Origin of the sequence: Amycolatopsis regifaucium (genome assembly GCF_001613935.1) — a bacterium.
Lineage (GTDB): Bacteria > Actinomycetota > Actinomycetes > Mycobacteriales > Pseudonocardiaceae > Amycolatopsis > Amycolatopsis regifaucium.
Genome location: NZ_LQCI01000018.1, coordinates 21049 through 44346, shown reverse-complemented (window position 1 = coordinate 44346; position 23298 = coordinate 21049). Strand labels below are relative to the sequence as shown.

Here is a 23298-nt window from a genome sequence, read left to right as displayed (position 1 = left end):
CGTCACGGTTCTTCCGGGTGGGTGGGCACCATGCGGGCTTCACGCCGGCCGCGCCACTCCAGCAGCATCACGGTGGCGTCGTCCTGCAGGCGGTCGTTCTGGTGCCGCAGGATCGACCGCATCAGCCGTCGCAGTGTCTCCGGCGGCGAGTAACCGTCCGCTTCGTGCCGGATGACGAAGTCGGCGAACCGGTCCAGCCCGAATTCCCGGTCCGCTTCGTCGCGCGCTTCGACGATCCCGTCGGTGTAGAACAGCACCCGGTCTCCGGCTCGAAGCCGGATATCGCACGGGATCGGCGCGTCGCCGAGACCCAGTCCCATCGGTGGCGCGGGCGGACAACGCAGTTCGGCGGGCCGCCGACCTTCGCGGAGGAGTAACGGTGGCGGATGGCCACGATTGACCCATCGCAGCACACCGGACCGGCGGTCCAGCCAAGCGAGGACGCCGGTGACGAACCGCTGCCGGTCGAACTGGTCCCTGATCACCCGGTCGATGACGCCGCTCGCCGTCACCAGGTCGGCATCGGCACGACGGCAACGTCTCCAGGTCGCCGTCGCGAGGGTCGCGGTCAGTCCCGCGGAGAGGTCGTGCCCCATCGCGTCGAAGATGGACAGGAACAGGATGTCCTCGTGGACCGCGTAATCGATCGCGTCCCCGCCGACGTCGTAGGCGGGTTCCACCACCGCGGCCACGACCACGTCGGTGGTGGCGAAAGTCAGCGGTGGCAGCATGGACGTCACGATCTCCGCCTCCACCGACAGCGGACGTGAGCGCGTCAGGCGGACGATGGTGTCGCTGTACGGCCGTTTGCTGACGACCATCAACGCCACGGAGGCGGCCAGCGCGCGCAACACGGTGGCGGCTGCTTCGTCCATCGTCGTGGTCGTGGCCCGCAGGACCCCGAGTCGTTCGGTGCCGTCCAGCAGCGGGGTCCACGTATGTGTCCGTGGTGTCCGGCCGACGGTGACCGTTTCGGCGTTGCGGAACGCGCGGCCGGCGAGGGTGGTGTCGACCGACAGCGTCTCGCCGGACCCGGAAAGCCGCACCAGCTTCTCCTGGCGCACGTCCGCCAGATAGATACGTGTGTCGCGAAAACCCGCATGGGCGGCGTGCTCGGCGACACTGGCCGGAAGCTGATCAGCCGTCATCAAGTGGCTGGACTCCAGCAGTTTCGCGACGGCATCGAACGCCTGGCCGGTGTCCACTCGCCTCACCTCACTCTCTCATTACCCCGTTCGCGTGCGATGAAACGAAAGCCCAGGTGCCGGTGTGAACGGGCGCGGAGCGGGTATGCGGGAGCGCCCGACTTCCCGGACAGAGAGGCCATGTCGTGCGCGATGCCGGATATGACGCGGTGATCATCGGAGCCGGACCCGCCGGGCTGAGCGCCGCGCTGGTGCTCGGCCGGTCCCGGCGCAGCGCGCTGGTGATCGACGGCGGGGCGGGCCGTAATTCCTCCGCCATGGGGGTACACGGCCTCTTGGCCTGCGACGGGATGACCCCGGACGCGCTGCGGACGGTCGGTCGCGAGCAACTGCGGGAATATCCGACGGTCCACCTGCGCGAGGCCCGGGTCCGGGCCGTCGGTGGCGAACGCGGCGGATTCACCGTCGGATTCGAGGACGGCGACTCGGTACACGCGCGCCGGATCGTGCTGGCCACCGGAGTGATCGAAGACCTGCCCGGGATCGCGGGGCTGGCCGAACGCTGGGGAAAGAGCGTGCTCGGCTGCCCGTACTGCCACGCCTGGGAAGTCCGGGATCAACCCTTGGCCGTCCTGGCCACCGAGGGATCCCAGGACGTGTTGTTCGCCGCTCAGCTGACCGGATGGAGTTCGGAAGTCACTTTGTGCACCAACGGAATCCCGTTGTCCGGCGAGGACGAGGCCATCCTGGTCAAACGTGCCGTCCGCGTGCGTACGGAGCCGGTGCTCGCCGTGGAAGGACCCGACGACGCGGTCGAACGGGTGACGTTCCGCGACGGCGAGCCGGTGGCGTGCGCGGCGGTGTTCCTGCACGCCACCACGCAGCAGGCCGACCCGCTCGCCCGGAAACTGGGCTGTGTGCTGCTGGAGGACGGCAGTGTCCGGATCGACGACGTCGGATCGACCGACGTACCGGGGGTCTACGCGGTCGGTGACCTGGCGCGGCGTGAATCGAGCCCGTCGGGCATGACGTTCGTGGTGACCGCGGCGGCCATGGGCTTCGTGGCGGCCACCGCGGTGGATCACGAACTCTTCATGGAGGAACTGGAGTGATGGGGCGAAACCGCCCCTTCGCGGCGACCTGAGCCGGGCATTGCTGAAGTGCGGAATCCGTGCTTCACTCCTTGCGTGCCGTACCGACGTACTCCGAAGACGCAGGCGCGACTGGACTCTCAGCGCGGAGAGATCCTGGCCGCAGCCATCGCGTTGCTGGCCGAAACCGGATACGCGGGGTGCTCCATGGCCGCGGTCGCCGCGCGGGCGGGCGTCGGCACGGGCAGCGTGTACCGGCAGTTCCCGTCCAAGGCCGAGCTGGTCGTCGAGGTCTTCCGCGAAGTGGTCTCCCGGGAGGTCGCCGCCGTCGAGGCGGCAGCGTCCCGGGGCGACGTCCGGGAACGGGTGGTCGCGGTGATCGAGACGTTCGCCGGCCGGGCGTTGAAGGCCCCGCGGCTGGCGTACGCGTTGCTGGCCGAACCCGTCGACGCCGAGGTGGAGGCCGAACGGCTGGTGTTCCGCCGCGCGTTCCGCGAGGTCATCGCGAGGAATATCGCCGATGGCGTCGCCAGGGGACTCTTGCCTTCACAGGACGCGGAGGCGACCGCGGCGGCGCTGGTCGGCGCGGGTGCCGAAATGCTGGTCGGCCCGCTGGCCGGGGACGGCGGCCCGGACACGATCCCGCACCTGGTCACGTTCACCCTCCGCGCGCTGGGAGGTTTCGATGGCCTTTGAGACGCTCACTTATCGCGTCGAGGACCGGAAGGCCTACCTGACGTTGAACCGCCCCGAGCGGCTCAACGCGATCAACGACGTCATGCCCGGCGAGATCCGCCGAGCCGTGGAACGGGCGAACGAGGACGACGCGGTCCGGGTCATCGTCGTGCGCGGCGAGGGACGGTCGTTCTGCGCCGGCTACGACCTCAAGCAGTTCGCCGAGGGAGACGGCGAAGGCCGCTGGAACCAGGGCCCGGTCTGGGACCCGGTCAAGGACTACCGGGTGATGAAGCGCAACACCGACGACTTCTTCAGCCTGTGGCGGTCGCTGAAACCCACGATCTGCCAGGTTCAGGGACACGCGATCGCCGGTGGCAGTGACATCGCGCTCTCGTGCGACGTGCTGATCATGGCGTCCGACGCGCGCATCGGTTATCCGCCCGCACGGGTGTGGGGCTGCCCGACGACCGCGATGTGGGTCTACCGCGTCGGTGCCCAGCGCGCGAAGCGGATGCTGCTCACCGGCGACACCATCGACGGCGTTACCGCGGCGGACTGGGGACTCGCGCTCGACGCGGTGGAACCCGATCGGCTCGAAGCCGCTGTCGAAGAACTCGCCGACCGGATGGCGGGCGTGCCGACGAACCAGCTGGTGATGCAGAAGCTGATGATCAACCAGGCCTACGACAACATGGGCCTCTCCGGCACCCAGACCCTCGCGACCTTTTTCGACGGCATCACCCGGCACACCCCGGAAGGCCGCTGGTTCCGCGAGTTCGCCGAACGCGACGGTTTCCACGAGGCGGTGGCCTATCGCGATTCCGGACAGGTCATCCCGGACGGCGGCGGACCGCTGCCGGACAGCACCGATTCGAGGAGGTCGTCATGACCGCGAACACCGAAAGCGAACGAGTCGCCGAACGCCTGCAACGTTCCTCCGCGCGGCTTTCCTACGACCCGGACGTCGACGTCGACTGGCTGGCCCCGCTGGTCGAGGGCGCGTACGGCAAGGCGCCGGAACGTTGTTCCTTGTACGGCACCGAATTGTGGGAACGCCTCGACGAAGCCCAGCGCGGTGAACTGAGCCGTCAGGAGGCCGCGGCCGCGGCGGCGTCGGGTATCTGGTTCGAGCTGATCCTGATGCAAGGCCTCGTGCGCCACGTCTACAACAGCGATCCGACCACGCACAACGCCCAGTACGCGCTGACCGAGATCGCCGACGAATGCCGTCACAGCACCATGTTCGCCCGCTCGATCGCGAAGACCGGCGGCGTCGTCCGGCGCCCGAGCCGCTCGGCGCACCGCGCGGGCAAGGTCTTCGGCGCGATCTGCGGCCCGGCGCTGCTGTTCGCCGGAGCCATCTACGTCGAAGAACTCGCCGACGGCATGCAGCGCGAGATGATGCGCGACTCCAGCCTCCAACCGATGATCCGGATGATCTCCCGCATCCACGTCATCGAAGAGGCGCGCCACATCAGCTTCGCCAAGGACGAACTGGGCCGGGCCTGGGCCCGCCACGGGCGGATCGGCCGCGAGCTGATCCGATGGGCGATCGCCGCCATGGCCTATGTCGCGACGTCGGAGTTGTTGCACCCCAAGGCCTACACCGCTGTCGGACTGGACCCCCGCGAAGCCCGCCAGGTCGCCGCCGCGAACCCGCATTGGCGCCGGACCAAGGCGACGTGGGCGGCCAAGGCCGTCGACCACTTCACCGAAATCGGCCTCATCGGCGGCCCCAGCCGTCGGCTGTGGCGCCGCGCAGGCGTCCTCGACTGAACGAATACCCAGGAAGGCAACCCCATGTCCGCACGCACCGGCCAGGTCCTCGGCCTCACCATCGCCGCGACCGGTCTCGCCCACTTCGCCGCCCCGGCGGCCTTCGAACCCGTGACGCGGATGGCGTTCGCGGACGACGTCCGCAACTGGACCTATCGCAACGGTGCCACCGAACTCGCCATCGGACTGGCGATCGCGGCCCGGCCCACGCGGAAGGCCGGCGCCGCCGGGCTGGCCGTTTACGCCGGGTGGCTGGCGAAGCGAGTGCTCTCCCGGCGTTGAAGTGCCATCGGGATGAAGCTGCCACGGCGGACAAGGGAGCACGGCGGCGGATGGGCGGCATCGGGGACCCTTGTGGCGGGCCATCACCTCCGCTGAGGACGTGGCCGGTCGCCGTGACAGCTGGGCACAGACCGTTTGTCTCGCCTGCGTGGAGACCCTTGACCAGGTGGACGCGGCGATTCTGGCGTTGCGGGGTGGTTCGCACGCCGAGGAGGTGCGTCGGCCGCCATCACCGCCCAATTGGTCAACACCCCCGGACAATTCCTCCGTGCTGCGCCTGATCACCGAGATCGGGACGGATCTGCTCGCGGTCGCGGAGTTTGACGCAAGTCGCCACTGTCGATGATCGCCGCTGGTCGCGGCGAACGGCCGGCTCTCCGCCGGGGAGTTCTACCCTCGCCAACGGAAAGCCGGCCGTCCTGAGGGGCCGTGGGGTACGTGCTGTGCACACCGCCCACCGCTGTCGGGACTCGATGAGCGGCTACCCGCTCTGGATCGGCCCAAACCGCGCCGAGGGCCGGTGTGCCTCCCCGAGGTCTTGAGCACGGCGAAATCGTTCCTCGACGCGCTCAGACCCGGCGCTGTCAGGAGACCGCGGGTCCGGAGGCCGAAGTGCCGGACAGATCCTTCAAGTATTCGTGACACTGCTTCGCGCGTGCCGAATCCTCTTCCATGACCTTTCGGAAGAAATCGGCGATGTCCTGGCGTCCCGCGTTTTCGGCGTCCCGGACGTATTGGCCGTAATCGTGTCCTGCCTTCAACGCGTGGTACTGCACGGAGACGAGGTCGAAGCTGACGTCGTCGAAACCGGTTTCACCGGTGGCCATGTATACCTCCTGAACTCGTTCTGTCTAGCCGACCGGTGATGGATACCCCGGCCTCCACGAGCGACACGTTCCCGTGGGAAATCTTCGGTACGAAGGTGCGCCGGATCTCAGGCCGACGCCAGATGGCCACCAGCGCGGAGCTCGTCGAGCCAGACCAAAGCTTGCTCTGGGGTCAGGCACGGTATGTCCAGCTCGCGCACTCGAAGGAGTTTCGAGGTATCGGCTCGGCTGCCACGACCGCTGAGCACGACGTCGTCGGCCACAGCGCAGATCAGCGCGGGATGAGGGATCTCGACGGTCCCGAAGCCCCGAGCCGTCACGGCGCTGATGATCTCTCCGAGGGCGGTTCGGTCGCCCAGGAACAGAATCGTTCTGCCGTACGACTTCGAGGTCGCACGCTTCCACCAGGCCGGCATGAGCGACGGATGCCCCGGGCGGCGGCGGGTAAACGTGTTTTCCAGGGAACACAAGGAAGCGCCCAACCCCCAGGTTCGCGGACTTCCTCGAGCGAAAATTCCAGGACGAGCCCGCTCTTCGGGCCGTGCCGGGATCCGCCGCAGGGAGATGTCCAGGTCCTGCTGAGGCACCGGCGCCCTGCGGCACGAGTTCGAAGGAGCCGATGTCGTGGCCGAGGAACCGATCGGGGAGGAATGTGTACGGATCTCCCCACAGCTCTTCGTCGTGGTTCTGCCCCCAGGTCGAGGAGGACCATCGCGTGTTCCGGGAGGAGGTCGCCGTTCCAGGTCAGCTTCTTCACCGCGCGGCCACCGATGAACGGTGCGAACGGGTAGAACCGGCGCAGCTCGTGCGTGAAGGCTCCTCGGTCAGGGCGAGTTCAACGCAGAGCGCGATTCGGCGTCTGCTCGGCGACTCCGTGCCGGAGCGGCTGGCTCCCCTCGGCCGCGGTCGCCGTGCCGACGCTCTCGTGGCCTGGCGTTGGGGTGCCCGGGTGATCGCCGGGCAAACCCGCGGCGGGTGTAAGCGGGGCACCGCGGGATATCCCGTGGTGTGACCACACCGACGGACAAGCCGGCTTACGTCCTGCCGTTGCGGTGCGACCGCGACACGGATCTCACCGAGCTGACGGGGTATCTGCGGTGGCTTTCGGCCCGTGCGGAGGTCATGGTCGTCGATGGCTCCGCGTCGCCGTGGTTCGAACGGCACCGGCGCGCCTGGAGTGAATGGGTCGGGCATCTGCGGCCGGATCCGGCGCTGCGGTGCGCGAACGGAAAGGTGGCCGGTGTGCGCACCGGCTTGCGCCAGGTGCGGGCGAGCCGGGTGATCATCGCCGACGACGACGTGCGGTACGACGCCGTCACGCTCGCCGAGGTGACCAGAGCACTCGACGACGCCGACCTCGTGGTACCCCAGAATTACTTCCGGCCCCTGCCTTGGCATTGCCGGTGGGACACCGCCCGGAGCCTGCTCAACCGGGCTGTCGGGCACGATTACCCCGGAACGCTCGCCGTTCGCCGTGAAGCGTTCTACCGGTTCGGTTGTTACGACGGTGATGTGCTGTTCGAGAACCTCGAGCTGATCCGGACGGTGCGTGCGCGTGGTGGCGTCGTCCGCTGTCTTCGCTCGCCGCTGGTCCGGCGCCTGCCGCCGGAGGCGGGCACTTTCGCGTCGCAGCGGATCAGGCAGGCCTATGACAGTCTCGCCCAGCCATGGCGGCTGGTCGCCGAGCTGGCGATCGTCCCGGTAACCATGGCAGCGGCCCGCCGGAGCCGTAGCGCTCTCGGTGGGCTGGTGCTCGCGGCGATCCTGCTGGGGGAGGCAGGACGACGGCGCGCCGGGGGAGCGGAGGTGTTCCCGGCCGACAGCGCGCTGTGGGTGCCGGTGTGGCTCGTCGAGCGAGGAATCTGTAGCTGGCTCGCGGTGGCCACGCGGGTGCTGCGTGGTGGTGTCGCCTATCGGGACGGCAGGCTCCGGGTCGCCGCTCATTCGGTCGCCTCGCTGCGCGGAAAGTCGCGACAGGTCTCGTCCGGTGCGGGTATGGACGGGAGAAGCCGGGGTATCCGCCGTCCATGCTGATTCCGAACGTCGCGCCGGGAATCCATTGCGTCACCGAGTCGCACACTAATTTCTTCCTCGTCGAGGACGAAGGCAGGCTGCTGCTCGTCGATGCCGGGCTCCCCACGTCCTGGCGAGTACTCGAGGCGGCGTTGAGCGAACTGGGCCGCCGTCTTGGCGACATCGAGGCACTGGTGCTGACCCACGGGCACTTCGACCATCTCGGCATCGCCGAGCGCGTCCGAGCCGAACTCGGTGTGCCGGTGTACATCCACGAGAACGACGTGCCGCTGACCCGGCATCCCCGGCAGTACGGCCGCGCGCGGCCGCTGATCGCGTATCTGCTGACCCAGGTACAGGCCCTGCCGGTCGTGGCGGGTCTGCTCGCCCGCCGGGCGTGGTGGCCGAAGCCGGTGCGGAAGGTCGAGCGGATCCGGACGGAAGTCCTGCCGGTTCCGGGCAGTCCGCGGGTGCTGTTCACCCCCGGCCACACGCTCGGGCACTGTGCCCTGCATTTCCCCGACCGCGACGCCGTCATCGCCGGAGACGCCGTCGTCACCTTCGACCCGTACCGCGCGGCGACCGGGCCGCGGATCGTGTCCGGCGCCGCGACCGTGGACGAGGAACGGGCACTCGAATCGCTGGATTTGATCGCGAGGACGGGCGCGCGCACGGTCCTCGTCGGGCATGGCCCGGCCTGGACCGAAGGCGCCGAGAAGATGGTCGAACTCGCGCGGCGGCGTGGTCCGTCGTGACGCCGTCTGTTTGACGGCCGTGTGACGGGGTATGGGCAGGCATGACGCGGAGCACGGCGGGAGCGGTTTGGCAGGTTCGGTTCGTCGAGCGGTCCCGGTACCGGGTGGAGTACTGCTGCCGAGGTTCGGGCGCCGGGACGTTCGAGGTGGTGCTGACACCGTGGCTGCGCGCGGCGGTGGACCTGTCGGCGGAGGACGACGCACTGGCGCTGTGCGCGGCCGGGCTGGTCCTCGACTCGCTGCTCCCGGCCGAGACGCCGATACCGCGAGAGGTCGACCTCGAGACGTTGGCCTACGCCGATCCCTCCTTCGTCCCCGAACTACGCGGGCGCTTGCGGCACGGGACCGATCGAGAGCTGGTCACCGAATCGGCGTGAAGAGCCCGGCGGGGCCTTCTGTCCTGTGGTCATGGTTCGCGGGTCAGCGTCCGCGCGGGTCGTTGCTGGGGCCTTGGTCGTCGGGCTGGGTGGCGGAGGCGGCGAGTTCGGCGGGATCGGCGACGCCCTTGGGGTGTCCCGTCGTGCGATGTGCTTCGTCGCGGATACGTCCGATCATGTGGGGGTAGTGGAGTTCGAAGGCCGGGCGTTCGGAGCGGATGCGGGGCAGTTCCAGGAAGTTGTGCCTGGGCGGCGGGCTGGTGGTGGCCCATTCCAGTGAGTTCCCGAAGCCCCAGGGATCGTCGACGTCGACCGGTTCGCCGTAGCGGTAGCTTTTGAACACGTTCCAATGAAGGGCAGCACGGACAGACCCAGCAGGAAGGCACCGATCGTCGAGACCATGTGCATGCCGGTGAACTGGTCGCTGTGCAGGTAATCCGCATAGCGGCGGGGCATACCGGCGTTACCGAGCCAGTGCTGGACCAGGAAGGTGACGTGGAAGCCGATGAACGTGGTCCAGAAATGCCATTTCGCGAGCCGCTCGTCCATCATCCGGCCGGTGATCTTGGGGAACCAGAAGTAGATGCCGGCGAAGGTGGCGAAGACGATGGTGCCGAACAGGACGTAGTGGAAATGCGCCACCACGAAGTAGGTGTCGTGGATGTGGAAGTCCAGCGGCGGCGAGGCGAGGATGATCCCGGTCAGCCCGCCGAGCAGGAACGTCACCATGAACCCGACCGACCACAGCATCGGTGACTCGAAGGTCAGCTGCCCTTTCCACATGGTGCCGATCCAGTTGAANNAACGGCAACAGCACCGCGCCGGTGGCGAACATGTGGTGTGCCCACACCGCGACCGACAGGGCGGTGATCGCGATCGTGGCGAACACCATGGTCTTGTAGCCGAAGAGGGGTTTCCGGCTGAACACCGGGATGATCTCGCTGACGATGCCGAAATAGGGCAGGGCGATGATGTAGACCTCGGGGTGGCCGAAGAACCAGAACAGGTGTTGCCACAGGATCGCGCCGCCGTTGGCCGGGTCGAAGACGTGCGCCCCGAGATGCCGGTCGGCCATCAGCCCGAACAAAGCGGCGGTGAGGATCGGGAAGGCCAGCAGGATCAGGATGCTGGTGAAGAAGATGTTCCAGGTGAAGATGGGCATCCGCCACATCAGCATCCCCGGACAGCGCAGGCACACGATCGTGGTGATCATGTTGACCGCCCCGAGGATCGTCCCGAGCCCGGTCACGATCAAGCCCGCGATCCACAGGTCCCCGCCGACGCCGGGTGAATGCACGGCCGTCGACAAAGGCGTATAGGCCGTCCAGCCGAAGTCAGGCGGCCCGCCGGGCGTCAGGTAGCCGCCGAGCACGATCATCGCGCCGAACAGGTAGAGCCAATACGAGAACGCGTTCAAGCGCGGAAACGCCACATCGGGTGATCCGATCTGCAACGGAACCAGGAAGTTCGCGAAGGCGAACACGTTCGGCGTCGCGTAGAGCAGCAGCATGATCGTGCCGTGCATCGTGAAGAGCTGGTTGTACTGCTCCGGCGACAGGAACTGAAGACCGGGACGCGCCAGTTCCCCGCGCATCAGCAACGCGGTCAGGCCGCCGACCAGGAAGAACCCGAACGACGTGGTCATGTACATCACGCCGATCGTCTTCGGATCCGTCGTCCTCATCAGCTTCAGCAGTGCGCTTCCTCGCTTGCCTACCTGGCGAGGGGCGTGAGGAACCGGTAATGGCCGTGCCCGCATCTGGGTCATCGCGCTGCCTGTTCTTCCGGGGACGTCGCAGGCGTGTACCCGGCTTCTCGGTTCTCACACCTCGGCGGCGAGGTGTGAAGCACGGCGATACGGGAACCTACTGCCAACCGAACACTGCTCCGGGCAAGAGAAGGGAAACTCGTGGCCGACAACGAAAACGAAGACGTCATCGACCTGTTGCAGCGCCAGCACGGCGAGATCCGCCTGCTGTTCACCGAACTGGAGACCGCCGAAGGTGACCGGCGCCGGGACCTGTTCCGTGCTCTGATCCGCCTGCTCGCGGTGCACGAGACCGCGGAAGAAGAGGTGGTCCATCCCGAAGTGCGTGGCCTCCGTGGCGGTGAACACGTTGTGGAAGCCCGTATCGGGGAGGAACACCGTGCCAAACGGCTACTCGTCACCTTGACCGAGATGGGGCCGGAGGCCGAGGGCTTCGACACCCTGCTCGTCCAGCTGCGGGAGGACGTTCTCGCGCACGCCGAACACGAAGAACGGGAAGAGTTCCCGCTGCTGCGCGCCGCACACGGGCCTGAGCGGTTGCGTGCCATGGCCGCGACGGTGCGGGTGGCGGAGGCGATCGCGCCGACCCGCCCCCATCCCGGGGTCGAAAGCGCGACGGCGAACCTTTTGCTCGGCCCGCCCGTCGCGATCATGGACCGGGCCCGTGACGCCATCCGTGCCGCCCTCGGCCGCTGATCCACGAGCGAGAGAAGGAAACCATGCCCGATAATGACCAGTCTTACGACGCCCCACAGGACACCGGCGCCCCCGACCAGGTCGAGACCGATCCGGCGGCACTGTCCAGCGCCGAGGACCTCGACGAAGACCGCTTGCGCGTCGACCCGCTCGAAGAGGGTATGGACCCGCCCGAGCATTGGAGCGGGGTGACCAAGTACGGCATGACCCCCTGGGAGCAGGCGCATCCCGCCCCTCTCGGTGAGCGGCTGGCCGAAGAACGCCCGGACGTCGACGAAACGGCGGAGGCCGCCGACCGCGAGCGGAAGGAGCGTGCGGACGACATCGGACCGGGCAGCGTCGACTACGCCGAAAGCCTCGGGATCGCGGCCGATTTCGCCGGCGGTTCCGTGCCCGACGAGATCCGCACCCCACCACCGACGGACTGATCGAGCCCACCGAGCGGCACCGCGAGGAAAGGCAGACGAATGACGACAGCACGAACAGCCACCGTGGCCGCCGTGGGAGGTGCCGGCGTGGCCGCCTTCGCCGTCATCCGTGGACTGCGCCGGGCAGCGCACGGCCCGGCGGACGACCATGACGAGCGATGGCTCGCGGTGACCGTCAATCGGGCACCCGAAGAGGTGGGATCGGCGGGCTCACTGCCGGGACCTCTGGCACGGCTGGGCGACGAGATCGAACTGCGCATCGTGCCCGCCGCCGGGGACAAGGGCACCGAATTACGCGCCCGCCCGGCCGGGACCGAGGTGTCGCGCGGAGATCTGCGTTCCGCTCTCCGCAAGGCGAAGTCGCTCATCGAAACGGGGATCGTGCTCGAGGCGGATCCTCCGTCCGCTCATCCCGGCCCCCTGGGCAAGGTCCTGCGGAAGGTGACCCGCAACGCGCAGAAAGGTGGACGGCTGTGAAGGCACTGTGCTGGGAAGGTGTCAACGACGTCCGGGTGCAGAACGTCCCGGACCCCCGCATCCAGAACGACAAGGATCTCATCCTGAAGGTCGGGCTCAGCACGTCGTGCGGCTCCGATCTGCATCTGCTGACCGGGCATATCCCCTTCATGCAGGCCGGTGACGTGATCGGGCACGAGTTCATGGGTGAGGTCGTCGAAACCGGCCCGGGCGTGACCCGCCACAAGGTCGGTGACCGGGTGGTGGTGTGCTCGTTCATCGGCTGCGGTGAATGCTGGTACTGCGGCCGGGGCCTGTGGTCGTTGTGCGACAACACCAACACCAACCCGGGAATCACGCAAGGCCTCTGGGGCGCCGACCCCGGCGGCATCTTCGGGTACTCCCACGCGATGGGCGGGTTCAAGGGCAGCCACGCCGAATACGTCCGTGTGCCCTTCGCCGACCACACCGCCATCCCGATCCCGGAAGGCGTCGACGACCTGAGCGCGTTGTTCGCCTCGGATTCGGTGCCGACGGGCTGGATGGGCGCCGATCTCGGTGGGGTCCAGCCCGGTGACGTGGTCGCCGTCTGGGGCTGCGGCGCGGTCGGCCAGATGGCCGCCCGGGCGGCCCAGCTCCTGGGCGCGGAGCGGGTTTTCGTCATCGACCGGTTCGGCTATCGGCTCGACCAGGCCGCACGGACCTTCGGCGTGGAGACCTTGAACTACGAGAACACCGACGTCGGCGCCGCGTTGCGCGAAGCGACCGGCGGCCGCGGCCCGGACGTGTGCATCGAAGCGGTCGGCTGCGAAGCCCACAGCCCCGGCCCACAACACATCTACGACCAGGTCAAGAGCAAACTGAAGCTGGAGACCGACCGGCCCATCGCCGTCCGCGAAGCCATCCACAACTGCCGCAAGGGCGGCACCGTCTTCGTCCTCGGGGTTTTCGCCGGCTTCGTCGACAAGTTCCCCCTCGGCGCCGTCATGAACAAAGGCCTCACCCTGCGTGGCGCCCAGCAACACGGCCAGCGCTACATCCCCATGTTGCTGGACCGCATCGCCAAGGGAGAACTTTCGACCGGCCATCTCGCCACACACGTGCTGCCACTGGACGACGCGCCCCGCGGCTACGACCTGTTCAAGAACAAAAAGGACGACTGCGTGCGCGCGGTCTTCCGCCCTTGATCCCTGCGTGACCAAGGCCGTCTCGAGAAAACACCGGATTTCTCGAGGCGGCCTTGAGGTCTTATCCGGCGAGCTTGTCCTGGACCGCGTCGTGGGTGCCATAGAGGGCGCGGGTGCTCGCGGAGCCGAGGGCACTGATTCCGGCTGTCTGCGGATACCGTGCGCACGACCGTCTCGGCGGCTTCGTAGATGGTCGTTCGCGGTGGTCAGGCCGGGATGGGGCCGGTGGCGTGGGCGACGAACCGGATGGCGACGTCGCGGAGTTTGGTGTTCTCGCGCTGGGATTGCTCGACGAGCAGGGTGAAGGCGTCGTCGGCGCTGATCTGGCGCGAGGCCATGAGGATGCCTTTGGCCTGATCGATCACCGCGCGGTTGTTCATCGCCGTACGGAGTTGGTCGGCGGTGTCGCGGGCGCGCTGGTAGCGGGTGTAGACGCGCAGCAGTGCGGTGGTGGCGCTGGTGTAGAGGTCGAGCAGCTTCTCGTCCAGTTCGGCGAAGCCACCGAGGTGGCCGCTGTAGCAGTTGACCGCACCGGAATGTCCGTCTCCGATCACGAGGGGCGCGGACAGGAAGCTGCCGAACCCGGCCGTGTCGGCGTCCCGGGCGAATTTCGGCCATTTCTCGGCCGCATCGGTGATCGACACCCGCATGAGCTTGCCGTTTCCGGCGGCCTGGATGCAGGGCCCTTCGCCGAGGTCGTACTGGTCGTGGTCGAGTGCGGTGACGACCTCGCTGGTGCTTGCTGCCGTGGTCGGGTGGTGGTCGCGCAGCAGGGTGATGGTGGCTTCGTCGACATGGGGCACGGCGTGGACGACCTGGTCGCACATCCGGTGCAGCAGGACTGTGAAGTCTTCCTCGGTGGCCAGGATGGACGTGAGTGTTTCCAGCGCGCCGGTGACCTCGTCGAGCACCGCCGGCCAGGGCCCGTCGTGGGACTGTTTCATTGTCTGCTCTTCCTGCGGGGTGTGCCGATGGAGCGGGATCCGACGCGGCGCCACCGTCATGCCGGGACGACGAAGCCCTCGCTGAGGACAATTCGCTTTTGACGATCGGCGCGTCCTGGATCAGCGCGTCGGAAGCTGAATGTCGGGGAAATACCCCTGCCGGCCCCGCTGCTGGAACCGACAGGCCCCGGACCGCGCTCTGGTTCTGAACACAACCCTCGACAGCAGTGTCGCACGCCGCGCGAGTCGGCACAGTCCATGACGTCGCGATCGTTGACCCGCCGCCTAGCGGTGGTGGTCGTCGAGGCGCAGGTGATGGGTGAGGATGTCGCGGGCGCGGTCGATCAGGGCGCGGCCGTGGCCGAGGGCGTGTGCGTGTATCCGGACGAGTGCCTCGGCAGGGGTGATGTCGAGCTTGACGGCGAGGAAACCCGTGGCCTGGTGGACCTGTTCCGTCGGTCTGGAAGGCGTACGCGACGTCGCGAACCAGTACCGACAGCAGGCCGTAACTCGCGCCCGCGCCGGGCGCGAGCAGCGACCCCGAGGGTGCTCATCGCGATGGCCGTGGTGGCCGTACGATCCAGCCGCGGACAGGTCATGCGGGCGTTGAGAACGGCGGTCGCCGGCAAGGCCGGCACCACGATCGGGGCGACGATGGTGACCGGCCAGCGCGGTGATCTGAAGTGCCGCGCAAGCGGCCAGGGTGGCGAAGCCGAGCAACCACCGACGGTCGTGGACGACGCGCTTGGTCACGTGCCGCCAGCCGGAGACCTTGATGGCGCTGCCCGGTGGTTACCGCGTACACGGCGCCCCAAACCCGAAGATCGCCGCGGCTGATCAGCCGACATGTCGACAGAGTTCACCGGTAGAGGCGGCCAAAGCCGGCCGGGTCGAAGACGTGCGCCACAAGGCGGCGGTGAGGATAGAGAAGGCCGGCAGGATGCAGGTGAAGAAGATGTTCCGTGAAGATGAGCATCCACCGATCAGTCCGGAGGCTCTTCGCGCGGTGAGGCGCTGGGGTGCCGGGGGTCTTCGTCGAGGAATTGTCCCGGATCGACGTCGAGGTCCGGGACCTCTGGGGTGCCGGGTGAGATCGGCTGGTCAGGGCTGAGGGGCTGGGTGGGGCCGTCCATGGCTCGCGCCTTTCCTGTGGTTTCCAGGCTGGGGTATATCCCCCGGTAAGCACCCGAAACGTGGCTCCCCTGCTTCGGGGCCCGGTCCAGCGTGCTGACCTTCTCGGTCTTGCGGGGTGGTCGGTCGTTGGCGATCAGCACCGCCATCCATGGCAGCGGCACGGAAACGGCGAGTACGGCCAGTGCCAGCCACCAAATGTCCTGAAGCACCCCAGCGAGGATGAGGCACGGGAGGCGGCACGACATCAGCAGCAGGTACCGGCGCTTGCGGGCGGCGAGCTGGTCCTCGTACGAAGGTGCGGCACCCGTGATCAGCACAGGTGCGGCGCCGGTCGTCGTCATGGCGGTTCCTTCCTCGGAAAGGTGAGTGGCCGCACGGGGGCGATCGGCCCGCGCCTGGCTCACCGCGTACCACTTCGGCGGCCCCGGAAACGCCGCCGGCCGTTTCGGTCCCGCTTCCGTCCAGCGAAGGTCTCAGGGGGGTCGACCTGCGAGCGGAAACGGGAGACTGAAGGCCGGTACGGGGGTCGCCTCTCGGCGAGTGGCGCGACACGGCTCCAGCGTGACCGGTATTCCGTGAAGGCAAGGGGTGAGGCCCGGGGACACCGCCGTACCGACACTTGTTACAACGCTCCAGCGGTCCAGGTGTTCCAGTCGCGGAGTCCCGACTGTGTGACGTCCATCCCCTGACTCCGGCGGGCGACGTCGGTCTTGGTGAGCACCAGCGATTCCGGGCTTTCAAAGCGGAGCCGTGCTTTCCATGGTTCAACTCGGTCCGGCCGGGAACCCGGCCGCAGGTGGAGATGGCGTAGTCAGGAGGGCAAGCGATGAGCACACCCGAGATCGACCCGGTGACCGCCGAGAGCATGGAGGAGGACGCGGATTTCGCGGAGGAGCACACGGAGCCGACGTTCCGTGATCAGCGACCCCGCCCGGACGAAGGTCCGGCGAACGAGGGCGACGGAGGCGATCAGGGCGGCATGACGTCGGGATGACCGCGTCGACCGGTGCCACACTGCCCCGCCCTGACCGTGCTGGACTTGTCCGGCATCACCTTCCCCGGACCCGGTGATCGCCATGAGGTCATCGCGGATCAGGCCGTTTCACCTCAAGTGGTTGTGGCGACGAAAGCGGATGGCTTCGGGGTGGAGCGGGGAAGATGGTCCGGTCATGGTCGCCTCGACATGGTGAGGTCGGGGTAGTGGTGACCTGAATGCTCGAGACACGAGGGTCGGCTGACGAACGCCACGGACGGAGTGCTGCCGAATGGACGGGCACGCCGTCTCCGATCGGGCGACGGCTCCGGCATCGACCGGGGTTGGTCCGCACCAGCCGGCAGAAGTCGGAATCGGCTCATTCATGGAAAGCGTCGGCTCCGGCTCGGACGCGGTGGGGTTCGAGGAGGGCACGCTGCTCGGAGGCCCGCTCGATCAACCGCGCGAAGTCGATATCGGGCAGGCGCGAACTCAGGCCGGCGAGCCTGCCGAGCGTGTCCCACAATTGTTTCTTGCCCTCGATGCCCATGATCAGGAATTCGAGTTCTTCGAAGCGACTGAGTGGGGAATAGCTGGTCAACCTCCCATTGGGTTTGAGCCGCCCGGCGCGTTCCGCCAGCCCAGTCAGGACGCTTTTGACGGGATTACGCCGGATATCCAGCCTGCGCATGATGAGCTGGAACGTCTCGACGTCTTCGGCGATGCCCGTCGCGACGCGGGCCAGCGCGTCGCCTGCCTCGGTCCCCTTGTTGGCCTTCTGGGATCGCCGGGCCAGCTCGCGCCAGGCGATGCCCATGGCGAGCTGGTCGTTGAGGTAGATGCTCAGGAATCGGTCCATGGTCAGCTCTTTTCTCCGGCGATCCGGGGACTGGAGCCGGTCGCTTCCGGCCAGCGGCGTACCCCCGCACCTTGGGCGTAGGACAGATGCCCGCCGAGCGCGCCGCCGGCGCTCACGACGGCGAGCGCGAGGAGCCCCAGCGTGGCCCCCTCGCGGTGTTTCCCCTGTCGGCGCACGAGATAGGAAGCGGCGAAGACGGCCGTGGCGACCGTGTTCGTCACCGCGTGCAGGGTGCCGATCCGGCGCTGACGTGCGTCGAGATCGGCGTAGTCGGCCAAGCCCGCGATGATCGCCGGTGGAGTGGCAGCCAGTCCGATGGCGACCAGTTTCCGGGCCGCGTCCTCGTTCCGGGTGCCGAGATCGAAGATCGCGGAGGAGATCCAGGCGCCCAGGGGGACGGTGACGACCAGCGGATGCAAGGGATGCCCGAGCCAAGCTCCTCGCAGCAGTCCGTCGGTCCGCGTCGCATGAAGTGCGCGCCGGACCATCGTGCCCACGGCCGCGGAAGGGGAGTCCGCGGCACGGAAGGATTCCGCTGCGCGGAGAAGTTCGCGAGGTTTCATGTGCTGGGGCTACCCGTCGCGAAGCCGTCTACACCCGGGTAGCTCGCGCCTGGAGTCCGGCGACGTGTCCTCACGAACCGGCGCGGGCGAGAAGATGCGCGGTGAGGACACCGCGATGGTAGGGAAAGGTGTGCGCGCCCTCCACCGTCCACGACCCGCCATGGTTCGCCGACGCGGCCAACCGATCCATCCAGGATCGTGGTGCGAAGGCATCATGTCGGCCTCGGCCGAAGAACACCGGGCATTCCACCGACTTGATCAGCTTTTCGGGTTCGTCATGCTGTGCCGAGCGCACGAAACGTGCCAACGCCTCCGGGCCCGCCCGGAGGTAGTCCGGTCCGAGCGCTCCGACCAGTCCCGGCGGCTCGTGGAGAGCGTTACGGACAAAGGCGGCCCCCAGTCCACGGAAACGGCGGAGTTCGGGCGGGAAAGTGGGCCCAAGCAGCACCAAGCGGTGCACGCGGTCCGGCCGCGCGAGCGTCGCGTGCAACGCCGCCTGCGCACCGGTCGAGTGCCCCGCCAGTAAGACAGAGGGGCCTGGGACCTCGGACAGCCACGCGGCGACCGTCTCGGCGACCGCCGACAACGCGGGTTCGCAGGCGTTCGCGCCGACGTGCCCGAAGCCGGGGACGTCGAGCAAGAAGGCGTGGGCCCAGGCCGCGCAACGGGCAAGGGTGTCCTCCAAGTAGCGAGGCGCGCCCAAACCCGGTACCAGCACCACCACGGGACCTCCGGCGCGGTCGAACCCGGCCTCGAGACTGCGTACCCGACGTCCGCGGACGGTGTCCCACCGTTCGCGGACAACCGCGCGCGAGTCGTGAAGCATCAACAGGTCCTTTCCGCTCGGCGCGGGGATTACCGCTGGCGGCCGAGGCGAAACCGACCACGGGAAAGAGACGGCTCCTTCACACGCCGAGGGTTGCCGGGCTGATTCGCCGGGTGAACGATCCGGACCGCCGGTGATCGGAGCGGTTCAACGAGACGCCCGTCAAGCCGGAGAGTCGCCCATCCGTCTGCAAAGGAGGGGAAGAAATGGGTCTACATAGCACAAAGCCCCACGTTGCCGAAACCGAAAACGTGGGGCTTGAATGTGCGCCATCAGGGACTCGAACCCCGAACCCGCTGGTTAAGAGCCAGCTGCTCTGCCAATTGAGCTAATGGCGCCTGCTTGTTCCTGCCGCTTTGGTGTTCCCCTCGGCGACGTGGAAAACATTAACACAGGGTTGCTGACCCCCGTTTCAGGGGGGTCCCCTAGCGGCGGGCCTGGGCGTATTCGGCCATCCGGCCGCGGGCGTAGGGGCCGGTCAGGCAGACTATAGCCAGACGTTGGGGTTGGTACCACGCGAAACGGGCGGTGTGCATGAGGGTCTGGGGAGCGACGGGGCGGTCGCGGGTGGGGTTGGTGGCTGTGGTGGCCGGGTTCACACTCGCGGCGTGCAGCAGTACACCATCGAGCGAATCTCCGTCGCCGGGTGGTGCTCCCGGTGGTTCGCAGCAGAGCAGTGCGGCCGCTTCGGCCCCGAAGCCCGCCGTGATGACACTGACGCCGGCGCAGGGCGCGGCGAACGTGGCGCCCGGCGAGCCGGTCACGGTCGCCGTCGCCGACGGCAAGGTGGGCGAGGTCAAAGTCACCGGTGCCGACGGCAAGGTCGTCGCGGGCAAGCCGAAGGAGGACGGTTCCGGCTGGGAGTCGGCGGAACCGCTCGGCTTCGGCAAGACCTACACCGTCACCGCGGCCGCGACCGGGACCGACGGCAAGCCGGTCACCGCGACCTCGACGTTCTCCACGGCCAAGCCGGGCCGTCAGATCGGTGTCTCGATCAACCTCGTCGAGGGTGAGACGGTCGGCGTCGGCCTCCCGCTGATCTTCACCTTCACCGGCAACGTGCCGGACAAGGCGGCGACCGAGAAGATGCTGAAGATCGTCACCGAGCCGCAGGCCGAGGGCGCGTTCCACTGGTTCGGCGAGAAGACCGTGATGTGGCGGCCCAAGGAGTACTTCAAGGCGGGCACGAAGATCTCGGTCAACGCGGCGATCTACGGCAAGAACCTCGGCAACAACACCTTCGGCCGTGAGGACAAGCCCGCCAACGTGGTCGTCGGCGACAAACTGGTCGCGACCGCCGACGGTGGCACACACCAGATGAAGGTCGTGGTGAACGACCAAGAGGTCAAGCAGATGCCGATCTCGATGGGCAAGCCGTCGAGCAGTACCCCGGCCGGGACCTACACGGTGATGAGTGAGCACACCGGGTACACGATGGACTCGAGCACCTACGGCGTCCCGTCGGACAGCAAGGCGGGCTACCGGACGTTCGTGAAGTACGCCGTGCGGATGTCGAACAGCGGCATTTTCTACCACTCGGCGCCGTGGTCGGTCGGTTCACAGGGGAAGCGGAACGTGAGCCACGGCTGCATCAACCTGTCGACCGAGAACGCGAAGTGGCTGATGGACACCTCGAAGAAGGGCGACATCATCACGGTCACCAACTCGGGGCCGCAGGTGCTGGAGCCGACCGACGGCTGGTCGGTGTGGCAGATGTCGTGGGACGACTGGAAGACCGGCGGCGACCGGAACTGACCTGATGTCCTGAGGGGTCCCCATAGGACGAAATCCGTCCTATGGGGACCCCTCATGGCGGTTCGGGTGGAGAGGTGCCGTTGAGGTACTCCCACTTGCGTTCCGCCGCTGGTTTCGTAGCGGCACCTCTGCGAAGGGTGGAGGAGCAGGGGCCACCGTGACCGTTACCGGCAGCACCGTCGAGGTGGACGGTGGGGCGGTCACGGTCGTGACAGATATGGGCGCCGTCGGCGAAGCGGGTGCTGGGCCCGGCGGACTTCGCTCCGAACGCGCGCGAACGGCACGCCGCGTTACCGGTGCCCCGAAAAAGCGAAACCCCAGCTTGGTGGAGGGCCCGCCAGGGCCCGACCAAACTGGGGTGATGGGGTGAGCGACGGGTTTCGAACCCGCGACCTCCTGGACCACAACCAGGTGCTCTACCAGCTGAGCTACGCCCACCATCGCCGGGCTCGGGAAGCTTCCCCATCACCTCGGCCGCACTATATTAGCGTGCCCGTTTTCGGGGCTCGCAACGGGTTACTGTTCGTGGCGTTCCCGCACTTCAGCGGCTGCGGCCTTGGCCTGTTCGGTGGTCGGGCCGGGCTGCGGGACGAAGGCGACGCGGCGGTAGTAGTCGAGTTCGCCGATGGACTCCTTGATGTCGGCGAGCGCGCGGTGCGCGAGGCCCTTCTCGGGCTTGGCGTAGTAGATCCGCGGGTACCAGCGCCGGACGAGTTCCTTGATCGAGGAGACGTCGACCATGCGGTAGTGCAGGTGCCCGTCGAGGCTGGGCATGTCGCGCGTGATGAAGCCGCGGTCGGTGCCGATGGAGTTGCCGGCGAGCGGGGCGACGTTGGCCTCGGGCACGTACTCGCGGATGTACTCGAGGACGCGCTGCTCGGCCTCTTCCAGGGTGACGGTGGAGCGCCGGACCTCTTCGGTGAGGCCGGATCGCGCGTGCATCTCCCGGACGATCTCCGGCATACCGTCGAGGGTTTCGTCGTCGGTGTGGATGACGATGTCGACGCCTTCGCCGAGGACGTTGAGTTCGGCGTCGGTCACCAGCGCGGCTATTTCGATCAACGCGTCCTTGCCGAGGTCGAGCCCCGTCATCTCGCAGTCGATCCAGACTAGGCGGTCGTTCACCCCGGAACCCTAACCCGACCCGGGGATTCAGGGCGCGCGACGTGCGGGTCGAGCGCCTTACTGGCAGCGTGTGCATCCTCAGGTGAGCCATCTCACAGATCGGGGAGCGACAGTGGCCGAACAGGGTCCAGCCCAGGAGATCGCGCAGGGTTACGTGAGCGAGGGCGCCGCGGTCGAGCTCGGCGCCGTCGTGATCGACGGCAAGGCCGACGCGGGCGCGGCGGTCCGGCTGCCGTTGGCGACGCTGAACCGGCACGGGCTGGTCGCGGGCGCCACCGGTACCGGCAAGACGAAGACCTTGCAGCTGATCGCCGAGCAGCTGTCGGCCGCCGGGGTTCCGGTGGTGCTGGCGGACGTGAAGGGCGACCTGTCGGGGCTCGCCGCGCAGGGTGAGAGCAACGGCAAGATCGCCAAACGCGCGGAGGAACTGGGTGACCAGTGGGAGCCCGCCGCGTTCCCGGTGCAGTTCCTGTCGCTGGGCACGGGTGGCACGGGCTCGCCGATCCGGGCGACGATCACGAGTTTCGGCCCGATTCTGCTGTCGAAGGTGCTGGGACTCAACGAAACCCAGGAGTCGACGCTCGGGCTGATCTTCCACTGGGCCGATCAGCGCGGCCTGGCACTCCTGGACACCAAGGACCTCCGTTCGGTCATCACGCATTTGACCAGTGACGAGGGCAAGGACGACCTGAAGGGCATCGGTGGCGTCTCGGCGGCGACGGCCGGGGTGATCCTGCGGGCGTTGTCCAATCTGGAGGCTCAGGGCGGCGAGGACTTCTTCGGTGAACCCGAGCTGGACGTCCACGATCTGATGCGCCAGGTCGACGGCAAGGCGATGGTGACCTTGCTGGAACTGGACAATCTCCAGTCGAAGCCCGCGCTGTTCTCGACCTTCCTGATGTGGCTTTTGGCCGAGTTGTTCGAAGAGCTGCCCGAGGAGGGCGATCTCGACAAGCCGAAGCTGGTGTTCTTCTTCGACGAAGCGCATTTGCTCTTCAACGACGCGTCGAAGGCGTTCCTGGAGCGCATCGAGCAGACCGTGAAGCTGATCCGGTCGAAGGGCGTCGGGGTGTTCTTCTGCACGCAGCTTCCGACGGACATCCCGAACAACGTCCTGTCGCAACTGGGCGCGCGGGTCCAGCACGCGTTGCGCGCGTTCACCCCCGAGGACCAGGCGGCGCTCACGAAGACGGTGAAGACATACCCGAAAACGAAGCACTACGAACTGGATTCGGCGCTGACGTCGCTCGGTATCGGCGAAGCGATCGTCACCGTGCTGTCCGAGCGAGGCGCGCCGACGCCGGTCGCGTGGACGCGTCTGCGCGCGCCGCGCTCGAAGATGGGGTCCATCGGTGCCGAAGCGATCTCCGCGGCGACGACGTCGTCGGACCTGCACGCGAAATACTCCGAGACGATCGATCGCGAGTCGGCTTACGAGAAGCTCGCCGCGAAGGTGGCCGGGCCGCCCGCCCCCGAAGTGCCCGCCCCGAAGCCGGAGAAGGAAGAGCCGGGCATGGTCGAACAGGCCATGAAGAATCCGGCGGTGAAGTCGTTCCTCCGCTCGGCGGCGAGCGCGCTCGGCCGGGAGATCACGCGTGGTTTGTTCGGAAACCGGCGGCGCTGAGAGATACCTGACGCGT

Annotated in this window: 24 protein-coding genes, 2 tRNA genes and 2 pseudogenes; 15 read left to right on the top strand and 13 right to left on the bottom strand. The window is 67.7% G+C overall.

Going from position 1 to position 23298, the window contains the following annotated elements:
• Positions 1 to 2 precede the first annotated feature (2 nt).
• The gene (locus AVL48_RS19820; protein WP_208616237.1) at positions 3 to 1205 is read right to left on the bottom strand and encodes a PP2C family protein-serine/threonine phosphatase; all 1203 of its coding nucleotides are present in this window, start codon (positions 1203 to 1205) and stop codon (positions 3 to 5) included.
• A gap of 125 nt (positions 1206 to 1330) precedes the next feature.
• Between AVL48_RS19820 and AVL48_RS19815 the strand changes: the two genes are divergently transcribed.
• The 5 genes from AVL48_RS19815 (at position 1331) to AVL48_RS19795 (ending at position 4972) form a co-directional block, all read left to right on the top strand.
• Complete coding sequence (locus tag AVL48_RS19815) at positions 1331 to 2257, top strand: NAD(P)/FAD-dependent oxidoreductase (RefSeq protein ID WP_061982170.1); 927 nt, start codon at positions 1331 to 1333, stop codon at positions 2255 to 2257.
• A gap of 75 nt (positions 2258 to 2332) precedes the next feature.
• Positions 2333 to 2932, top strand: coding sequence for a TetR/AcrR family transcriptional regulator (locus tag AVL48_RS19810; protein ID WP_061982169.1), 600 nt, complete (start codon positions 2333 to 2335; stop codon positions 2930 to 2932).
• A complete protein-coding gene (locus AVL48_RS19805) occupies positions 2922 to 3803 on the top strand; it encodes a crotonase/enoyl-CoA hydratase family protein (protein ID WP_061982168.1) in 882 nt (293 codons plus the stop codon). The genes AVL48_RS19810 and AVL48_RS19805 overlap by 11 nt, the downstream gene beginning before the upstream one ends.
• The gene (locus AVL48_RS19800) at positions 3800 to 4690 is read left to right on the top strand and encodes an AurF N-oxygenase family protein (protein WP_061982167.1); all 891 of its coding nucleotides are present in this window, start codon (positions 3800 to 3802) and stop codon (positions 4688 to 4690) included. The genes AVL48_RS19805 and AVL48_RS19800 overlap by 4 nt, the downstream gene beginning before the upstream one ends.
• 24 nt (positions 4691 to 4714) lie before the next feature.
• The gene (locus AVL48_RS19795) at positions 4715 to 4972 is read left to right on the top strand and encodes a hypothetical protein (protein ID WP_061982166.1); all 258 of its coding nucleotides are present in this window, start codon (positions 4715 to 4717) and stop codon (positions 4970 to 4972) included.
• Positions 4973 to 5556: 584 nt separating this feature from the next.
• On the opposite strand, the gene AVL48_RS19790 is transcribed toward AVL48_RS19795, so the two are convergent.
• Both AVL48_RS19790 and AVL48_RS39075 read right to left on the bottom strand, forming a co-directional pair.
• Positions 5557 to 5799 carry a hypothetical protein gene (locus AVL48_RS19790; RefSeq protein WP_061982165.1) on the bottom strand — a complete coding sequence of 81 codons (243 nt, stop codon included), beginning with the start codon at positions 5797 to 5799 and terminating at the stop codon, positions 5557 to 5559.
• Positions 5800 to 5906: 107 nt separating this feature from the next.
• Positions 5907 to 6215, bottom strand: coding sequence for a hypothetical protein (locus AVL48_RS39075; protein ID WP_063054118.1), 309 nt, complete (start codon positions 6213 to 6215; stop codon positions 5907 to 5909).
• A gap of 592 nt (positions 6216 to 6807) precedes the next feature.
• On the opposite strand from AVL48_RS39075, the gene AVL48_RS19780 reads away from it, so the two are divergent.
• The 3 genes from AVL48_RS19780 to AVL48_RS19770 are packed head-to-tail and all read left to right on the top strand — an operon-like array spanning position 6808 to position 8944.
• Complete coding sequence (locus AVL48_RS19780) at positions 6808 to 7833, top strand: glycosyltransferase family 2 protein (protein WP_061982163.1); 1026 nt, start codon at positions 6808 to 6810, stop codon at positions 7831 to 7833.
• On the top strand, positions 7827 to 8567 hold the full coding sequence (locus AVL48_RS19775; protein WP_061982162.1) for an MBL fold metallo-hydrolase: 741 nt from the start codon (positions 7827 to 7829) through the stop codon (positions 8565 to 8567). Before AVL48_RS19780 ends, AVL48_RS19775 begins: the two co-directional genes overlap by 7 nt.
• 41 nt (positions 8568 to 8608) lie before the next feature.
• Entirely contained in the window at positions 8609 to 8944 is a 336-nt protein-coding gene (locus AVL48_RS19770; protein ID WP_061982161.1) for a hypothetical protein, read from the top strand.
• A gap of 43 nt (positions 8945 to 8987) precedes the next feature.
• Here the strand turns inward: AVL48_RS19770 and ctaD are convergent.
• Positions 8988 to 10712 (bottom strand): annotated as a pseudogene (gene ctaD / locus AVL48_RS19765) (aa3-type cytochrome oxidase subunit I).
• Positions 10713 to 10853: 141 nt separating this feature from the next.
• Here ctaD and AVL48_RS19760 point away from each other — a divergent pair.
• The 4 genes from AVL48_RS19760 to AVL48_RS19745 all read left to right on the top strand — a co-directional run bounded on the left by AVL48_RS19760 (position 10854) and on the right by AVL48_RS19745 (position 13479).
• On the top strand, positions 10854 to 11408 hold the full coding sequence (locus AVL48_RS19760; RefSeq protein WP_061982160.1) for a hemerythrin domain-containing protein: 555 nt from the start codon (positions 10854 to 10856) through the stop codon (positions 11406 to 11408).
• Positions 11409 to 11431: 23 nt separating this feature from the next.
• On the top strand, positions 11432 to 11836 hold the full coding sequence (locus AVL48_RS19755) for a hypothetical protein (RefSeq protein WP_061982159.1): 405 nt from the start codon (positions 11432 to 11434) through the stop codon (positions 11834 to 11836).
• An 87-nt stretch (positions 11837 to 11923) separates the two neighbouring features.
• Positions 11924 to 12313 carry a hypothetical protein gene (locus tag AVL48_RS19750; RefSeq protein WP_208616238.1) on the top strand — a complete coding sequence of 130 codons (390 nt, stop codon included), beginning with the start codon at positions 11924 to 11926 and terminating at the stop codon, positions 12311 to 12313.
• A complete protein-coding gene (locus AVL48_RS19745) occupies positions 12310 to 13479 on the top strand; it encodes a zinc-dependent alcohol dehydrogenase (RefSeq protein ID WP_061982157.1) in 1170 nt (389 codons plus the stop codon). Before AVL48_RS19750 ends, AVL48_RS19745 begins: the two co-directional genes overlap by 4 nt.
• Before the next feature lie 206 nt (positions 13480 to 13685).
• On the opposite strand, the gene AVL48_RS19740 is transcribed toward AVL48_RS19745, so the two are convergent.
• The 3 genes and pseudogenes from AVL48_RS19740 to AVL48_RS40140 form a co-directional block, all read right to left on the bottom strand.
• Positions 13686 to 14423 (bottom strand): GAF and ANTAR domain-containing protein, encoded by a 738-nt coding sequence (locus tag AVL48_RS19740; protein ID WP_061982156.1) that lies wholly within the window; start codon positions 14421 to 14423, stop codon positions 13686 to 13688.
• 285 nt (positions 14424 to 14708) lie between these two features.
• The gene (locus AVL48_RS39070) at positions 14709 to 15176 is read right to left on the bottom strand and encodes an ANTAR domain-containing protein (protein WP_061982155.1); all 468 of its coding nucleotides are present in this window, start codon (positions 15174 to 15176) and stop codon (positions 14709 to 14711) included.
• A 455-nt stretch (positions 15177 to 15631) separates the two neighbouring features.
• Positions 15632 to 15898 (bottom strand): annotated as a pseudogene (locus tag AVL48_RS40140) (DUF3099 domain-containing protein); the annotation flags it as partial.
• A 485-nt stretch (positions 15899 to 16383) separates the two neighbouring features.
• Between AVL48_RS40140 and AVL48_RS39595 the strand changes: the two are divergent.
• Positions 16384 to 16551 carry a hypothetical protein gene (locus AVL48_RS39595; RefSeq protein WP_167386359.1) on the top strand — a complete coding sequence of 56 codons (168 nt, stop codon included), beginning with the start codon at positions 16384 to 16386 and terminating at the stop codon, positions 16549 to 16551.
• Positions 16552 to 16909: 358 nt separating this feature from the next.
• Here the strand turns inward: AVL48_RS39595 and AVL48_RS19730 are convergent, their stop codons facing one another.
• The 4 genes from AVL48_RS19730 to AVL48_RS19715 form a co-directional block, all read right to left on the bottom strand.
• A complete protein-coding gene (locus AVL48_RS19730; RefSeq protein WP_061982154.1) occupies positions 16910 to 17389 on the bottom strand; it encodes a hypothetical protein in 480 nt (159 codons plus the stop codon).
• Positions 17390 to 17391: 2 nt separating this feature from the next.
• On the bottom strand, positions 17392 to 17952 hold the full coding sequence (locus AVL48_RS19725) for a DUF2231 domain-containing protein (protein ID WP_061982153.1): 561 nt from the start codon (positions 17950 to 17952) through the stop codon (positions 17392 to 17394).
• A gap of 70 nt (positions 17953 to 18022) precedes the next feature.
• Positions 18023 to 18778, bottom strand: a complete 756-nt coding sequence (locus AVL48_RS19720; RefSeq protein ID WP_061982152.1) for an alpha/beta fold hydrolase — start codon at positions 18776 to 18778, stop codon at positions 18023 to 18025.
• Positions 18779 to 19043: 265 nt separating this feature from the next.
• Positions 19044 to 19116: transfer RNA gene (locus AVL48_RS19715), tRNA-Lys, on the bottom strand.
• A gap of 196 nt (positions 19117 to 19312) precedes the next feature.
• Here AVL48_RS19715 and AVL48_RS19705 point away from each other — a divergent pair.
• A complete protein-coding gene (locus AVL48_RS19705; RefSeq protein ID WP_208616239.1) occupies positions 19313 to 20533 on the top strand; it encodes a L,D-transpeptidase in 1221 nt (406 codons plus the stop codon).
• A gap of 362 nt (positions 20534 to 20895) precedes the next feature.
• Here AVL48_RS19705 and AVL48_RS19700 read toward each other — a convergent pair.
• Together AVL48_RS19700 and orn are read right to left on the bottom strand one after the other, a co-directional pair.
• A tRNA-His gene (locus AVL48_RS19700) sits at positions 20896 to 20971 on the bottom strand.
• Between the two features lie 78 nt (positions 20972 to 21049).
• Positions 21050 to 21658 carry an oligoribonuclease gene (orn, locus tag AVL48_RS19695; RefSeq protein WP_074038201.1) on the bottom strand — a complete coding sequence of 203 codons (609 nt, stop codon included), beginning with the start codon at positions 21656 to 21658 and terminating at the stop codon, positions 21050 to 21052.
• A gap of 112 nt (positions 21659 to 21770) precedes the next feature.
• Here orn and AVL48_RS19690 point away from each other — a divergent pair, with 112 nt between their 5' ends.
• Positions 21771 to 23282: a helicase HerA-like domain-containing protein gene (locus tag AVL48_RS19690; RefSeq protein ID WP_061982149.1), complete on the top strand. Its 1512-nt coding sequence runs from the start codon at positions 21771 to 21773 to the stop codon at positions 23280 to 23282.
• The last annotated feature ends 16 nt before the right edge of the window (positions 23283 to 23298 follow it).